Origin of the sequence: Yokenella regensburgei (assembly GCF_003634235.1) — a bacterium.
Taxonomy (GTDB): Bacteria; Pseudomonadota; Gammaproteobacteria; order Enterobacterales; family Enterobacteriaceae; genus Yokenella; species Yokenella regensburgei.
This window is the reverse complement of record NZ_RBIZ01000003.1, coordinates 1773387-1788917: the sequence shown is the minus strand read 5'-3', so window position 1 is coordinate 1788917 and position 15531 is coordinate 1773387. Positions and strand designations below refer to the sequence as shown.

Sequence of the window (15531 nt, the reverse complement as noted above, 5' to 3'; positions counted from 1 at the left end):
CGTCAGAAAAAGTAGAGATAAGCCAGATCGAGGGCCGCGAGCAGCAGCCAGAGGGCAATGTAAAGCATCAGGTGTTCACGAATGTTGTTCACCAGGAAATGCCAGATTCGGTGCATAAATTTCTCTGCGTTAAAGGAAAAGCGGCCTCCAGGGCCGCTTTTTTATTTTACTGCTGAAAACGGGAAAGCGAGAAGGGCTTCAGATCAAATGCCGGTGTTTGTCCCTGGGCGAACTGAGCAGCAATTTCGCCGAGCACGGAGGCAAACTTGAAGCCGTGACCGCTAAGTCCGCTGATAACCAGCGTATCCGGCAGGCCCGGCAGCGTGTCAATAATGAAGTCTTCGTCCGGTGAATTGTCATAGGTGCAGGAGGCGCCATGCAGGCAGCCACCGATCCCCGGCAGAACCTGGCGCAGGAAGTTAAATGCTTCAGAACCGTCGGTGGCGACGGCCGCGAACGGTTTACGCTCTTCTTCGCTGGAGATAAGCTGGCCGCCGTTGTGCTTGCCAATTTTCAGCTCGTTGTCTTCCGCCGGGAAGCCGTAGTACTGGTCGCCGTTCGGCAACTCGCCGGTAAAGGCCGGGAAGTTGTTTTTGCTACTGTAGCGGCCGTCGGCCTGGAACCAGGCAAAGACTTTGCGTACCGGCTGGATCGGCAGTTGTGGTAACAGTTTGGTCACCCAGGTTCCGGCGCAGATCAGCAGTTTTTTACCGCGGAAGCTGCCTTCGGTGGTTTCCACCAGCGCACCGTCGGCATCATGGTGAATGGCGGTGACCGGTGCGTTAAACTGCTGAGCGCAGCCGCTTTCATTGGCCAGACGGATCCATGTTTTGACCGCCAGTTCGCTTTTGAGCACCCCGGAAGCCGATTCAAAAAGCCCGATGTAATTATCCGGTATACGAATTTCTGGCCAGCGTGCCATCACCGCCTGAGCATCCAGGCGCTCCACCGCCAGACCAAACTGTTCGGCACTTTTAGCCACATTCGCCAGGAATCCGGAATCTGCAGGGCCGAGATTGACCACGCCGGTTCTGGCGAAGATCTCTTCACCGCTGAGCGTTGCCAGCTCATCCCACAGTGCCTGGGCGCGAAGTACCAATGGCACATACTTCTCACCTTCACCATAGGCATGACGAATCAGGCGAGTGTCGCCGTGGTGGCTACCCTGTTGGTGAGGGGGCAGATGCGCATCCAGCATCAGCACGTTCAGCCCGGCGCGGCGGGCATAATATCCAGCAGCGGCGCCGACGGAGCCACTTCCTACCACAATTAAATCGTATTGCATCGCTCTTTCCAGAATATTCTTTATAAGCAGGGTAATTAATAATCAGTTTCAATACAACATGGCAAATAATTAAGGCACCCGGAGGTGCCTTGTAAGCCTGTATTACGGTGGGTATTAATGTCTTTGATACTCATCAGGCTGATAGTCGCCAGCTTCTATTTTCGCAATCCCTGCTTCCAGTATCGAAATAAACTGACGTGCAACATCCGTGGTCAGCCACAGGGTCTGGCCGATTTCCGCTTCTTTACTGCTCGCGTGAGTGGGGTTTTGGTAGTGTAAGCGCAGCATCAGCGCATCGTAGCTATCAACGGTGCTGATGTCCCATCCTACAAGCGGATGGGTCTGGATGACTTCATTATTCTTTTCCATCATAACCCCTTATCTGCGTGTTAAAAGATAACGACTCTCGAGGTTCAATGCATGTTATGTCTGAAGCAAAATAAGTATATCAACAGATGGAAAAATACTCGAGAAATTAAATAATCTGCAACACAAATGTCTAATTTACCGCGTCGGTTGCGCAATAATTACCCAGTATATGCTTCTTGCGTTACGGGAAAGGGGAGAGCGAACTGTCGCAGGAATAAAAAAGCCGGGGCGACCCGGCAAGGCAACACAATGAGGGAAAAGGGTACTGCTTAATCGGTGACGAACCAGTCATCCGCGCTTTCCCACGTCTCTTGCAGGATTTCGCTGATCCGGTCTTTATCTTCTTTGATTCCGCCAATCACCGAGAGGTTATTGTTCGCGGCATAACGCACGCTGACTTTACCTTCGGCATCGGGATAGTGATGGCTGATACGGCGGGAAAGCTCGCCTGCCAGTGCGTCTATCGCGCCAGCAGGCAGGGAAGTGGTTTTGGCAATCGTGACTTCAATACGCATAGTAGCCCCCTGTTTGTTATACTGTATATTTATACAGTTAAGCGCAAGCGCTTGCAACAGGGAGCACGTTTTTTTATGCCTTTACGGTCCAGGCCACGGTTTCACCCGCGAGGAACGGGATCAGGGTATCGTCCGGCAGGGCGATACTTTCGCAAACCTGAGTTGTCTTGCGCTCAAGCTCAACAAACCCTTCGTTTACCGGCAGGCCGTAGAACTGCGGGCCGTTAAGCGAACAGAAGGCTTCGAAGTGCTCAAGCGCATTCATCTCTTCAAACACCTGAGCGTAGCTTGCCAGCGCCGTTGGCGCGTTGAAGCAGCCTGCACAGCCACAGCTTGCTTCTTTGCGATGGCGGGCATGTGGGGCGGAGTCGGTGCCGAGGAAAGCGCGGCTGAAACCGCTGGCGACGAGCTCACGCAGCGCCTGCTGATGAACGTTACGCTTGAGAATAGGCAGGCAGTACAAATGAGGACGAATGCCGCCAACCAGCATGTGATTACGGTTAAACATCAGATGCTGAGGGGTGATGGTGGCGGCCAGCAGCTCGTTACCGTCGCGGACGTATTCGGCGGCATCTTTGGTGGTGATGTGCTCGAATACCACTTTCAGTCCAGGAAGACGCTGGCGCAGGGGCTCCATCACGGTTTCAATAAAGCGGGCTTCACGGTCGAAAATATCAATCTCAGCGTGGGTCACTTCGCCATGCACCAGCAGCGGCATGCCCAGTTTCTCCATGCGCTCCAGTACCGGCATAATGGCATCGGTACTGGTGACACCGTGGCTTGAGTTGGTGGTCGCATTCGCCGGGTACAGTTTTGCGGCGGTAAATACGCCTTCATTAAACCCGCGCTCGAGTTCGTTCGGATCCAGCGTATCGGTCAGATAGCAGGTCATCAGCGGGGTGAAGTCATGCCCGGCAGGGACGGCATCAAGGATGCGCTGGCGATAAGCAATGGCGGCTTCTACCGTGGTGACAGGCGGAGCCAGATTCGGCATGACGATCGCACGGCCGTAGATTTCACTGGTATAAGGGACAACCGTTTGCAACATCTCACCGTCACGCAGGTGAATATGCCAGTCATCAGGGCGGCGAATTTTTAAAACCTGGGGTTGTACAGTCATGGAGGGCTCCGGCTCGTCGTTTCAGTCAATGGGCTGCTTTTTGCCGGGCACTAAGGATAAGCGGAAACGTTTTCCTTTGCACTCTTTATCTTACGGCGAAAAAAAAGGGCGCCTCAGCGCCCTGCAACGATTAATCAGTAAACGGGATAATAATTTCTCCCGGTTTGACCTCAATGCCTTTGGCATATTTCTTCGCCAGCGATTCGCCACGGCTGGCGTCTTCGCGCAGCACATAGGCAGGCTGCTCGTTAAAGTAGCTGCGTAGCGACTGGTTCAGATAAGGCATCAGGGTCTGCACCACCGATTGCATCTTCTCCGGCTCCACCTTCGCATCTACCACTTCCATCTCCTGCAGATAGATAGCGCCTTTCTCTTTATTGAATACCGGCAGCGCTTTCAGCTTCAGATCGATAGTGGCTTTCTGGCTACCAAACAGCGAGTTCATGTCGAGCGTCGCCACACCGCTGAGGGTGACTTTATTCGGCTCTTCGCGGCCAATGGCGCTCGCCAGGTTAGTGAGCTGAATATGGGCATCCGCCACGCCTGGCAGTCCGATGTCTTTGGAGAAATTATTGCGCTTTTGCAGCGCCTGGTTAATTTCCTGCTCGCTGACCGAATACTGGGTGAGCTGATTACATCCCACCAGCACACCGCTCACAATCAGGGCGGCAATGACAAAAATCTTCTTCATGGTGTTCCTCTACATGATGCCAGGCACTTATCCTGACACAAAGCAGCATGGGCTGTCAGTAAAACGATGACTAGCGGAAAATGCTGAAAACGAGGGGGAGGGACGGTGAACTCGAGGGATCCACCGCCCTGAGAGGCTTAAAGACGCGGCTCGAGCATCCGCGAGGACGCGCGCTTCTGGCTGAACTGCCACCACAACGCCACGAAGGTGATAAGCCCGACGATGGCGAGCATCAGCCACGGCAACTCCGGCTGGTTGAAGGCTTTGCCGGTATCAAACAACCAGCCGCCACCGGCGTAACCAAAGGCCCCACCGAAGGCCAGCCCCAGACGGCTGAAGCCCATATAGCTGCCGCGGGCGCGTGAATCGGCCAGTTGTGCACTCAGCGTTTCACGTGCAGGCTCGGCGATGATGGAGCCAATATAGAAGGTGCAGATAAGCGTAAACAGCTGCGACAGGTTGCTGGTGAGACCAATTGGCAGCATCGACAGCGACATCACCACCAGCCCGGCCATCAGACGCTGCTCCAGGCGAAAACGTTTCTCGCTCCAGCGGGCGATAGGGTACAGCAGCGTCAGGGAAATGGCGGCCTCAATGGCGTACATCCATTTCACCGCCGCCGGAGAGCCCGCAATATCGTTGACCATAATCGGCAGCATTAGCATTACCTGTACCGCCAGCATGTAATAGCCAGTGAGGGTCAACACGTAGGTGACGAAGCGCTTATCGCGCAGCACGCGGGCGAGACCTTCACGAACCGGGGTTTTCACCGTAGAGAGTTTCCAGGCCGGCAGATACCAGGCATTAAACGCCGCGCAAAGGATAAACAGCACCGCCCCGGCGCTGCACACCAGGCGGAAGTCATACTGCAGCAGCCAACTGCCCAGCAGTGCACCGATAACGGCGCCGGCGCTGTCCTGCATCATCAGAATCGAGAAGAAGCGTCCACGCTGATGCGGGCGCACGAGCTTGACCACCAGCGCGGCGCGGGGGGGATCGAACAAGGTGCCGCCAAGACCGGAAAGAAAGCACGACACCCACAGCAGCCACGGCTCATGAGCGACCGCCATCGTGGCAAATCCTGCCGCGCGCATCAACATCCCGGTGACGATCATGGGTTTAGCACCAAAGCGGTCGGCAATTGCGCCACCAAAAATGCCAAGACCCTGCTGAACCAGCTGACGCAGACCCAGCGCAATACCCACCATCAGGGCAGCCCAGCCCATCTGATCGACAAAGCGAATGGAAATGAGTGGGAATACAACGAAAAAGCCGAGCACGACCAGCATGTTGTCGACCAGCAGGAAATATTTACCCAGGCTCCTCGCCTGCGATACGCGGGACATTTCCCCCCCTGGGAAAATAAAAAAGAGATGCTTCCTTATTCTGCGGGGAGTTGCGGGCTTTTCCTATGCTGCCAGCGACAATATTTTTTTATCAAAAGGCAAGATTGATTGAGGTTTTTAATTGAAAAGCGGAAGTGGCGCAGAAAAATGGTATGTTGCTGTTTTCACAGAGCGCAAATGGGCAGGTATAGTGAAGAGAAGAGTGGTTGCGGTTACAGGTCGTGTGAAGGAGTGGGGAAATGTTTGGCTATCGCAGTAATGTGCCGAAAGTGCGCTTAACGACAGACCGCCTGGTGGTGCGCCTGGTTTATGAACGTGATGCCTGGCGGCTTGCCGATTATTACGCGGAAAATCGCCAGTATTTGAAGCCCTGGGAGCCGGTGAGAGATGACAGCCACTGTTACCCCTCCGGCTGGCAGGCCCGGCTCAGCATGATTAACGAATTCCACAAACAGGGTTCGGCCTTCTACTTTGCTCTGCTCGATCCTGATGAGAAAGAGATAATCGGCGTGGCTAATTTTTCCAACGTTGTGCGCGGCTCATTTCATGCCTGCTACCTGGGTTACTCCATCGGGCAGAAATGGCAGGGGCAGGGGCTGATGTACGAAGCGCTGGTTGCCGTTATTCGCTATATGCAACGGACACAACACATTCATCGCATCATGGCAAACTACATGCCGCACAATCAGCGCAGCGGGGCACTGCTGGCGCGTCTGGGATTCGAAAAAGAGGGTTACGCCAAAGATTACCTGTTGATTGACGGGGAGTGGCGCGACCATGTTCTGACCGCATTAACCACCCGGGAATGGACCGCAGGTCGTTAAGGGATGAAGGGGATAAGATGAACTATCAGTTATCAGCATATGAAGCGCGCGTCATTGGTTGCCTGCTGGAAAAGCAGGTGACGACGCCTGAGCAGTACCCGCTGTCGGTCAATGCGGTAGTGACCGCCTGTAATCAGAAAACCAACCGCGAGCCGGTGCTGTCGCTCAGCGAGTCCGAGGTGCAGGAGCATCTTGATATGCTGGTGAAGCGCCATTACCTGCGCACGGTCAGCGGTTTTGGCAACCGGGTAACAAAATACGAGCAGCGCTTTTGCAATTCCGAATTTGGCGATCTGAAATTAACCCCGGCCGAAGTGGCTATCGTCACAACCCTGCTGCTGCGCGGGGCGCAAACGCCAGGTGAGCTGCGAAGCCGTGCCCAGCGGATGTATGAGTTCAGTGATATGGCGGAGGTTGAGTCAACGCTGGAAGGCCTTGCCGCCCGTGAGGATGGTCCTTTTGTTGCGCGCCTGCCAAGAGAGCCAGGCAAGCGTGAGAGTCGATATATGCACCTGTTCAGCGGTGATGTGGAAACCCTGGCAACCGTCGCTGAAGCAGTCTCGCCGGTAGAGGATGAAAGTCTGCTCGCTCGTGTCGCAACCCTTGAAGATGAAGTGGCGGAGCTGAAGCTGCGTCTTGACTCACTGCTGGCGCACCTGGGAGATTAACGTGACGCAAAAATTACGCGTAGGCGTCGTTGGGCTCGGCGGTATTGCGCAAAAAGCGTGGTTACCGGTACTCAGCGCCGCCACTGACTGGACCCTGCAGGCGGCGTGGTCGCCGACGAAAGCTAAAGCCCTGCCCGTTTGCGAAAGCTACCGCATTCCTTACGCCGACTCGCTGGCAGCGCTTGCTGCCCAGTGCGATGCGGTATTTGTTCACACGTCGACCGCAACGCACTACGACGTGGTGAGCGAGCTGCTTAAAGCAGGGGTGCATGTCTGCGTGGACAAACCGCTTGCTGAAAAGCTTGCTGATGCCGAGCGGCTGGTGGAGCAGGCGGCGCGGCGCAAACTGGCGCTGATGGTTGGCTTTAATCGTCGCTTTGCCCCACGTTATAACGAGCTGAAAGCGACGCTTTCTGCGGCGTCATCATTGCGTATGGATAAGCACAGAACCAACAGCGTAGGGCCTCATGATCTGCATTTCACCCTGCTTGACGACTATCTGCACGTGGTGGATACCGCGCTGTGGCTGGCGGGAGGCAGTGCCAGGCTGCAGGGCGGCGTGCTGCAGACGACCGATCAGGGTGAGATGCTTTACGCCGAACATCACTTCAGCCAGTCGTCGCTGCAAATCACCACCAGCATGCACCGTCGGGCGGGTAGCCAGCGTGAAACCGTGCAGGCGGTAACCGATGGTGGTGTATTTGAAGTGACCGATATGCGCGAATGGCGTGAAGAACGTGGAGCGGGCGTCGTCATGCGCCCGGTGCCAGGCTGGGAAAGCACGCTGGAGCAGCGTGGTTTTGCCGGTTGTGCGCGTCACTTTATCGAATGTGTGCAAAATCAGACAGTTCCCCAGACGTCTGGTGAGCAGGCGCTGGTTGCCCAGCGGATCGTGGAGAAGCTCTGGCAGAACGCGATGAATGAGTAGCAGCATAAATCTCGTGTAACATCTGTTGGTAGTAATTCATCGGGAACCCGGTAGACTATCGGCACTTTTCTACGCCTGCCTTGCAGGCGTTTTGCTGCAGGGTTGTGGAATTACACTTCAATGAATTTACTAAAGTCGCTGGCGGCCGTCAGTTCAATGACCATGTTTTCCCGCGTGCTGGGATTTGCGCGCGATGCGATTGTTGCGCGCGTGTTCGGTGCCGGTATGGCGACCGACGCCTTTTTCGTGGCCTTCAAGTTGCCTAACCTCCTGCGGCGCATTTTTGCCGAAGGGGCCTTCTCTCAGGCGTTTGTGCCGATCCTTGCCGAATATAAAAGCAAGCAGGGTGAAGACGCGACCCGGGTGTTCGTCTCTTACGTTTCAGGCTTGCTGACGCTGGCGCTGGCGGTGGTGACTATTTTGGGGATGCTGGCAGCGCCCTGGGTTATCACCATTACCGCGCCGGGCTTTGCCGATACGGCGGATAAATTCGCCTTAACGACCCAACTGCTGCGCATTACTTTCCCGTATATTCTGCTTATCTCGCTGGCCTCCCTGGTTGGGGCGATCCTGAATACCTGGAACCGTTTCTCTGTCCCCGCTTTTGCGCCAACCTTTCTGAACGTCAGCATGATTGGTTTTGCGCTGTTTGCCGCGCCGTATTTCCATCCGCCGGTGCTGGCGCTGGCGTGGGCAGTGACCGTCGGCGGCGTACTGCAGCTTTTCTACCAGCTGCCGCACCTGAAAAAAATCGGTATGCTGGTTCTGCCGCGCATTAATCTGAAAGATGCCGGGGCAGTGCGCGTCGTGAAACAGATGGGGCCAGCTATCCTCGGCGTTTCCGTCAGCCAGGTCTCGCTTATCATCAACACCATCTTTGCCTCATTCCTGGTGTCCGGCTCGGTTTCCTGGATGTACTACGCCGACCGCCTGATGGAGTTCCCGTCCGGGGTACTGGGCGTGGCGTTGGGCACTATTCTGCTGCCGTCGCTGTCGAAAAGCTTCGCCAGCGGCAACCATGATGAATATTGCCGTCTCATGGACTGGGGGCTGCGTCTGTGCTTCCTGCTGGCACTGCCAAGCGCCGTCGCGATTGGCATCCTCGCTAAACCGCTGACGGTGGCCTTATTCCAGTACGGCAAATTCACCGCCTTTGATGCGGCGATGACCCAGCGAGCGCTGGTGGCCTACTCGGTGGGGCTGATGGGACTTATCGTGGTGAAAGTGCTGGCACCTGGCTTCTATTCACGCCAGGACATCAAAACGCCGGTGAAAATTGCCATTGTTACCCTGGTGCTGACCCAGGTAATGAACCTGGCGTTTATCGGGCCGCTGAAGCACGCCGGGCTGGCGCTCTCGATTGGTCTGGGCGCCTGTCTTAACGCCTCGCTGCTTTACTGGCAGCTGCGGAAACAGAAAATTTTCACACCGCAGGCGGGCTGGGGCATGTTTTTACTGCGCCTTATTGTTGCGGTGGTGGTGATGGCCGCAGCGCTTCTCGGCATGATGTACGTGATGCCTGAGTGGTCGCAGGGAACCATGCCTGTACGTCTGATGCGTCTGTTTGCGGTGGTGGTTGTGGGTATCGTGACCTACTTTGCCACGCTCATGCTATTGGGCTTTAAAGCGAAAGAGTTTGCCCGCCGAACGGCATAATAGTGCGCTGCCGGTTAGCAAAGCGCTAACCGGCACCACATAAAATAGTATTTGCAGGAATTAAACCGAGAACTTTTTACCGCCGCGAGAGGCGTTGAAGGTTTGCCCGTCTTTGCCATACAGGCCCGGGTCCTGATGCGGCTTCAGTACGTCCAGCGCCTGCTGATTCATGGCGATTTGCCCTTCAAGCAGCCAGCCATTGTGCTGGTTGAGATCGCGCAGATGCTGCGTCTTTTCCGTAATAATTTGCCAGCGGCCAGCGATATCATCATTGGCGCAACGCTGCGCCGCCTGCTCAATACGGCGCTGTTGTTCAAGATAATCCAGCGCCGCCAGCAGCGAACTTTTTTCTTCGGTAATGCGTTGCAACGTGCTGCCGTTGATGCTGCCAACGGAAAGCTGCTGCTGTTCGGCATCCATCACTTCTTTAAGTGAGTTCAGGATGACTGTCATTTGGTCCAGAAGTTCTGACAGACGACTCATACGGTTACTTACTCTGAATCGAACTCTGCGCTTCCTGAATCAGCGCATCGGCAATTTTGCCGGTATCCATCTTAAGCTCGCCGTTGCGAATCGCCGTTTTCAATGCTTCAACACGTTCAACGTTGATGTCGCCGTTACCGGCCTGAGTCAGGCGCGCCTGGGCGTCGCTTAACGTCACGCTGGTGCTGTTGCTGGCAGACGATTTCTCCAGACGACTTTTCTGCGTACCGACATCATTGGCTTCGCGAGGCTGTACCGCGCTAACAGGTTTCAGGGGCGATGTACGATCAATGCTCATTGTTCTGTCCTCATCGAGGTTTGTGGCATACCAACCTGCCATCATCATATGTTGATAATTTATCGGCAGCCCGCGCAAATTCTTTAAAAAGATTATAGGTTAATCAGAATATTCCCATCAGCATTGACCCTGCCACTGACCACCTGGCCCGATGACATGCGCACGCGGGCGTTTTGCGCCACCGCAGCGTTGTTTAATGCCTGACCTTCTCCATTGACGCTAAAGCCCTCACCGCTGGCGATAACCTGGACCTTCTGACCGGCTTTTACCCGCCATGCCTGCCGCAGCATCGACAGCTGAACCGGCTGACCAGGGGCCAGATCGCGCAGGCTGATAGCATCCTGTGCCTGCGCAATATCCAGCATGGTACGTGGCGGAAGGGTATCCAGTCTGCCACGTTTTAACGTCACACTCTCCGACTGTAGCAGGCTGCCACGCGTGACGGCCTGTGCCGCCACAACGTAATTGCCTACCGCCTGAACATCGACCTGCAGATAACGCTTCTCCGGGCCACATTGTGCCAGCACGTTCAGGTGCCCCCACAGACGAGCGCTGGAAGGCACGCTCAGCGCAGGTTCATCACATTGCGGAAAAGTGTTTTCCGGGCTGCGAACGTTCACCGTCACGTCGTCGCTGAAACCGGCGAGCCGTTGGGTGAAAAACGTCGTCAGTTGCGCATTGAGATCCTGCGCCAACGCCAGCGGGCTTAGCAACAGCAAGCCAAGTGTCAGAGTACTTTTCAGGATACGCATCGCCACCCCAGTCTGTTCAGGAATGACAGGATTCTACCCGTAGTGCAAAGAGTTCAACGGAATAAATAGCGACGCATTTTGCGTTTATTCCGGCGATAACCTTGGCGCATAGAGAATTAAAGTGTGCGCTGAATCTTTGTCATTAGCGGAGGAGCCATGCTCGATAAACTCGACGCCGCGCTACGTTTTCAGCAGGAAGCGCTGAATCTGCGTGCCGGTCGTCAGGAGATTCTGGCTGCCAATATTGCCAACGCCGATACCCCGGGGTACCAGGCGCGCGATATCGACTTTGCCAGCGAACTAAAAAAAGTGATGGAGCGTGGTAGGGCAGAAACCAATGGTGTTTCACTGTCGTTGACCTCTGCTCGTCATATCCCCGCCCAGGCGATGACTGCACCGCAGACCGACCTGCTGTACCGCATTCCCGATCAACCGTCGATGGATGGCAACACCGTCGATATGGACCGGGAACGTACGCAGTTTGCGGATAACAGCCTGCAGTATCAAACCGGGTTGACCGTCCTTGGCGGACAAATCAAAAGCATGATGAGCGTACTGCAGGGGGGTAACTGATGGCGTTGCTTAACATTTTTGATGTTGCAGGTTCTGCGCTTACCGCACAGTCCAAGCGACTGAACGTGGCGGCCAGCAACCTGGCGAACGCCGACAGTGTGACCGGGCCAGATGGCCAGCCGTATCGTGCCAAGCAGGTGGTGTTCCAGGTCGATGCCCCTCTGGGTGCGGCGACGGGGGGTGTGAAGGTCAGCGATGTGGTGGAAAGCCAGGCACCGGACAAGCTCGTGTACCAGCCGGGTAACCCGCTGGCGGACGCAAAGGGCTATGTGCGGATGCCGAACGTTGATGTCGTCGGGGAAATGGTCAACACCATGTCAGCGTCCCGCAGCTACCAGGCGAACGTTGAAGTGCTGAACACCGTGAAGAGCATGATGCTCAAAACCCTGACGTTGGGTCAATAAAGGAGGAAACCATGTCGATAGCGGTTAACGTTAACGATCCCACGAATACCGGAGCGACGACCAAAACCGGCGGATCCGGCTCACTCACCGGCAGTAACTCTGCGGATCTGCAGAACAGCTTTCTCACCTTACTGGTGGCGCAGCTGAAAAACCAGGATCCGACCAACCCGATGCAGAACAACGAACTGACCACGCAGTTGGCGCAGATCAGTACCGTAAGCGGCATTGAAAAACTCAACACCACCCTGGGTTCAATCTCCGGACAGATAGACAGCAATCAGTCGCTGCAGGCAGCGTCGCTGATTGGTCGTGGCGTCATGATCCCGGGTAACGTGATTCTGGCCGGTTCTGAGAAAACCTCCGATGGCGACAAAGTCAGTACGCAGGAGGCGACCGAGGGCGGCAAGGTCAGCACCACGCCGTTTGGCGTTGAGCTGCAGCAGCCTGCCGATAAAGTCACCGTCACCATTACCGACAATACCGGCAAAGTGGTACGTACCCTTGAACTGGGCGGTCTGTCTGCCGGTGTTCATACCTTTACCTGGGATGGTACGCAGACGGATGGCAGCAATGTTCCGGACGGTGCTTACAACGTTTCCATTACAGCCAGCAACGGCGGTACGCAGCTGGTCGCCCAGCCGCTGAAGTTTGCCCCGGTTCAGGGGGTGACTCGTAATGCCAACGGTAACGTGCTGGATCTCGGTGTCTTCGGCACCACCACGCTCAGTGAAGTTCGCCAGATTCTCTAAGCCTTCAACCTTATCAGGAGAAAGTTATGTCCTTTTCTCAAGCGGTCAGCGGCCTGAATGCTGCTTCGACTAATCTCGATGTCATCGGCAACAACATTGCCAACTCCGCCACTTATGGCTTTAAATCCGGCTCAGCGTCATTTGCTGACATGTTCGCCGGCTCCAAAGTGGGTCTTGGTGTAAAAGTTGCCGGGATCACTCAGGATTTCACCGACGGCACCACCACCGGTACTGGCCGTGCGCTGGACGTCGCTATCAGCCAGAACGGTTTCTTCCGTATGGTCGACAGCAACGGCACCATTTACTACAGCCGTAACGGCCAGTTCAAGCTCGATGAAAACCGTAACCTGACCAACATGCAGGGTATGCAGCTGACCGGCTACCCGGCAACCGGTACTCCGCCGACCGTTCAGCAGGGTGCAAACCCGGTTCCGCTGAATATCCCGAATACGCTGATGGCGGCGAAAGCCACCACCACCGCGTCTCAGCAGATCAACCTGAACTCCACCGACAAACTGCCGAAGGTGTCTCCGTTCGATCCGGCTAACGCTGACAGCTACAACAAAAAAGGGTCTGTGACCGTTTACGACAGTCTGGGTAACTCCCACGACATGAACGTTTACTACGTCAAAACCGCGGATAACAAATGGGATGTCTACACCCAGGACTCCAGCATCGCGGGTTCCACCGCCATTAAACAGGCGCAGATGACCTACAGCGACAGCGGTGCGCTGACCGAAGTACGTAACTACGATCCGGCAACCGGCGCGCTGGCACCGACCGCTAACGCTCAGCCGCAGATCGACATCGCCATGGGTTCTCTGAACGGCTCTCAGGCGAGCACCTTTAGCCTGAGCTTCCTGAACTCCATGCAGCAGAACACCGGCTCTAACAACATCGTGGCGACCAACCAGAACGGTTTCAAACCGGGCGACCTGGTGAGCTATCAGATCAACGACGACGGCACGGTAGTCGGTAACTACTCCAACCAACAGAGCCAGGTTCTGGGTCAGATTGTTCTCGCCAACTTCGCGAACAACGAAGGTCTGCAGTCCGAAGGCAACAACGTCTGGTCAGCCACTCAGTCTTCCGGCGTGGCGCTGCTTGGCACCGCGGGCGAAGGTAACTTCGGTAAGCTCACCAACGGTGCGCTGGAAGCCTCTAACGTCGATCTGAGTAAAGAACTGGTGAACATGATTGTCGCGCAGCGTAACTATCAGTCTAACGCGCAGACCATCAAAACCCAGGATCAGATCCTCAACACCCTGGTTAACCTGCGCTAAGCGCCTGAAGGGATGGCTTAATGGATCACGCAATATATACCGCGATGGGCGCGGCCAGCCAGACGCTGGATCAGCAGGCAGTGACTGCCAGCAACCTCGCCAACGGCTCGACGCCTGGTTTTCGCGCTCAGCTGACGGCGTTACGTGCGGTGCCTGTTAACGGGGAAACCGTGCAGACCCGTACGCTGGTTACTGCTTCCACGCCGGGTGCCGATATGACGCCGGGTCAGCTGGACTATACGGCACGGCCGCTCGATGTTGCGCTGCAGCAGGACGGCTGGTTAGCCGTTCAGGCCGCAGACGGCAGCGAAGGATACACCCGTAACGGTAACATCCAGGTCACCCCAACCGGACAGCTCACCATTCAGGGAAATCCGGTCATTGGTGAAGGCGGCCCGATTGTGGTGCCGGAAGGTTCCGAAGTCACTATCGCGGCCGACGGTACCATTTCTGCGCTTAACCCGGGCGATCCGCCGAACACCATTGCGCCGGTGGGACGACTGAAACTGGTGAAAGCCCAGAACAATGAAGTGGTGCGCGGTGATGACGGTATGTTCCGTCTCAGCGCCGCCGCACAGGCGACCCGTGGGCCAATGTTACAAGCTGACCAGAGTATTCGCCTGCAGTCCGGCGTACTGGAAGGAAGTAACGTTAAACCTGTGGCGGCAATGGCCGATATGATCGCCAGCGCGCGTCGTTTCGAAATGCAGATGAAGGTTATCAGCAACGTCGATAGCAACGCGCAGAAGGCTAACCAACTCTTGTCTATGAGCTAAAGATTATGATCAGTTCATTATGGATCGCCAAAACTGGCCTGGACGCGCAGCAAACCAATATGGACGTGATTGCCAACAACCTGGCAAACGTCAGCACCAATGGTTTTAAGCGCCAGCGCGCCGTGTTTGAGGATTTGTTATATCAGACCATCCGTCAGCCGGGTGCTCAGTCTTCTGAGCAAACCACGCTGCCGTCTGGTCTGCAGATTGGTACCGGTGTTCGTCCGGTGGCGACTGAGCGTCTGCACAGTCAGGGCAACCTGTCTCAGACCAACAACAGTAAAGACGTGGCGATCAAAGGCCAGGGCTTCTTCCAGGTAATGCTGCCGGACGGCACCATGGCGTATACCCGCGATGGCTCCTTCCAGGTAGATCAGAACGGCCAACTGGTGACCGCTGGCGGCTTCCAGGTGCAGCCGGCTATTACCATTCCTGCGAACGCCCTGAGCATCACCATCGGTCGTGATGGTGTGGTCAGCGTAACCCAGCAGGGGCAAACCAACCCGGTGCAGGTCGGTCAGCTTAACCTGACCACCTTTATGAACGATACCGGTCTGGAGAGCATTGGTGAAAACCTGTACACCGAAACCCAGTCCTCCGGCGCGCCGAACGAGAGCACGCCGGGGCTGAACGGTGCCGGTTTGTTGTACCAGGGGTACGTTGAAACGTCGAACGTTAACGTGGCAGAGGAACTGGTCAATATGATCCAGGTTCAGCGCGCCTACGAAATTAACAGTAAGGCGATTACGACCACTGACCAGATGCTGCAGAAACTGACGCAGCTGTAAGAGGTAACCGGTGCGAGTTTCTC

20 protein-coding genes are annotated in these 15531 nt (G+C 55.7%); 10 read left to right on the top strand and 10 right to left on the bottom strand.

What is annotated here, in order from left to right; translation table 11 throughout:
- Positions 1-2: 2 nt before the first annotated feature.
- The 7 genes from C7387_RS08820 to mdtH all read right to left on the bottom strand — a co-directional run bounded on the left by C7387_RS08820 (position 3) and on the right by mdtH (position 5326).
- Positions 3-116: a DUF2770 family protein gene (locus C7387_RS08820; protein WP_006819438.1), complete on the bottom strand. Its 114-nt coding sequence runs from the start codon at positions 114-116 to the stop codon at positions 3-5.
- Positions 117-166: 50 nt separating this feature from the next.
- Entirely contained in the window at positions 167-1285 is a 1119-nt protein-coding gene (solA, locus tag C7387_RS08815) for an N-methyl-L-tryptophan oxidase (RefSeq protein WP_006819439.1), read from the bottom strand.
- A gap of 114 nt (positions 1286-1399) precedes the next feature.
- Positions 1400-1654 carry a biofilm formation regulator BssS gene (gene bssS / locus C7387_RS08810; protein WP_038258277.1) on the bottom strand — a complete coding sequence of 85 codons (255 nt, stop codon included), beginning with the start codon at positions 1652-1654 and terminating at the stop codon, positions 1400-1402.
- A 269-nt stretch (positions 1655-1923) separates the two neighbouring features.
- Complete coding sequence (dinI, locus tag C7387_RS08805) at positions 1924-2169, bottom strand: DNA damage-inducible protein I (RefSeq protein WP_120816520.1); 246 nt, start codon at positions 2167-2169, stop codon at positions 1924-1926.
- A gap of 73 nt (positions 2170-2242) precedes the next feature.
- Positions 2243-3289, bottom strand: coding sequence for a dihydroorotase (pyrC, locus tag C7387_RS08800; protein WP_006819442.1), 1047 nt, complete (start codon positions 3287-3289; stop codon positions 2243-2245).
- A 130-nt stretch (positions 3290-3419) separates the two neighbouring features.
- Positions 3420-3980 (bottom strand): lipoprotein, encoded by a 561-nt coding sequence (locus C7387_RS08795; RefSeq protein WP_006819443.1) that lies wholly within the window; start codon positions 3978-3980, stop codon positions 3420-3422.
- Positions 3981-4117: 137 nt separating this feature from the next.
- Entirely contained in the window at positions 4118-5326 is a 1209-nt protein-coding gene (gene mdtH / locus C7387_RS08790) for a multidrug efflux MFS transporter MdtH (protein ID WP_006819444.1), read from the bottom strand.
- A 239-nt stretch (positions 5327-5565) separates the two neighbouring features.
- Here mdtH and rimJ point away from each other — a divergent pair, with 239 nt between their 5' ends.
- The 4 genes from rimJ (at position 5566) to murJ (ending at position 9402) form a co-directional block, all read left to right on the top strand.
- A complete protein-coding gene (gene rimJ / locus C7387_RS08785; protein ID WP_006819446.1) occupies positions 5566-6150 on the top strand; it encodes a ribosomal protein S5-alanine N-acetyltransferase in 585 nt (194 codons plus the stop codon).
- A gap of 17 nt (positions 6151-6167) precedes the next feature.
- A complete protein-coding gene (locus C7387_RS08780; protein WP_038258273.1) occupies positions 6168-6818 on the top strand; it encodes a YceH family protein in 651 nt (216 codons plus the stop codon).
- A 1-nt stretch (position 6819) separates the two neighbouring features.
- Positions 6820-7746, top strand: coding sequence for a Gfo/Idh/MocA family protein (locus C7387_RS08775; protein ID WP_006819451.1), 927 nt, complete (start codon positions 6820-6822; stop codon positions 7744-7746).
- A gap of 120 nt (positions 7747-7866) precedes the next feature.
- The gene (gene murJ / locus C7387_RS08770) at positions 7867-9402 is read left to right on the top strand and encodes a murein biosynthesis integral membrane protein MurJ (RefSeq protein WP_120816519.1); all 1536 of its coding nucleotides are present in this window, start codon (positions 7867-7869) and stop codon (positions 9400-9402) included.
- Positions 9403-9462: 60 nt separating this feature from the next.
- Here the strand turns inward: murJ and flgN are convergent, their stop codons facing one another.
- From flgN to flgA, 3 genes are all read right to left on the bottom strand, one after another.
- A complete protein-coding gene (gene flgN, locus C7387_RS08765; protein ID WP_006819453.1) occupies positions 9463-9885 on the bottom strand; it encodes a flagella biosynthesis chaperone FlgN in 423 nt (140 codons plus the stop codon).
- A gap of 4 nt (positions 9886-9889) precedes the next feature.
- A complete protein-coding gene (flgM, locus tag C7387_RS08760; RefSeq protein WP_038258270.1) occupies positions 9890-10183 on the bottom strand; it encodes a flagellar biosynthesis anti-sigma factor FlgM in 294 nt (97 codons plus the stop codon).
- Between the two features lie 92 nt (positions 10184-10275).
- Positions 10276-10935, bottom strand: coding sequence for a flagellar basal body P-ring formation chaperone FlgA (gene flgA / locus C7387_RS08755; RefSeq protein ID WP_120816518.1), 660 nt, complete (start codon positions 10933-10935; stop codon positions 10276-10278).
- A 156-nt stretch (positions 10936-11091) separates the two neighbouring features.
- On the opposite strand from flgA, the gene flgB reads away from it, so the two are divergent.
- The 6 genes from flgB to flgG are packed head-to-tail and all read left to right on the top strand — an operon-like array spanning position 11092 to position 15508.
- Complete coding sequence (flgB, locus tag C7387_RS08750; RefSeq protein ID WP_006819456.1) at positions 11092-11508, top strand: flagellar basal body rod protein FlgB; 417 nt, start codon at positions 11092-11094, stop codon at positions 11506-11508.
- Positions 11508-11912, top strand: coding sequence for a flagellar basal body rod protein FlgC (gene flgC, locus C7387_RS08745; RefSeq protein WP_006819458.1), 405 nt, complete (start codon positions 11508-11510; stop codon positions 11910-11912). Before flgB ends, flgC begins: the two co-directional genes overlap by 1 nt.
- An 11-nt stretch (positions 11913-11923) precedes the next feature.
- Positions 11924-12661 (top strand): flagellar hook assembly protein FlgD, encoded by a 738-nt coding sequence (gene flgD, locus C7387_RS08740; RefSeq protein ID WP_006819460.1) that lies wholly within the window; start codon positions 11924-11926, stop codon positions 12659-12661.
- Between the two features lie 26 nt (positions 12662-12687).
- Positions 12688-13944: a flagellar hook protein FlgE gene (flgE, locus tag C7387_RS08735; RefSeq protein WP_006819462.1), complete on the top strand. Its 1257-nt coding sequence runs from the start codon at positions 12688-12690 to the stop codon at positions 13942-13944.
- A gap of 20 nt (positions 13945-13964) precedes the next feature.
- A complete protein-coding gene (locus C7387_RS08730) occupies positions 13965-14720 on the top strand; it encodes a flagellar basal body rod protein FlgF (protein ID WP_006819464.1) in 756 nt (251 codons plus the stop codon).
- A gap of 5 nt (positions 14721-14725) precedes the next feature.
- Positions 14726-15508, top strand: a complete 783-nt coding sequence (gene flgG, locus C7387_RS08725; protein ID WP_006819466.1) for a flagellar basal-body rod protein FlgG — start codon at positions 14726-14728, stop codon at positions 15506-15508.
- Positions 15509-15531 lie beyond the last annotated feature (23 nt).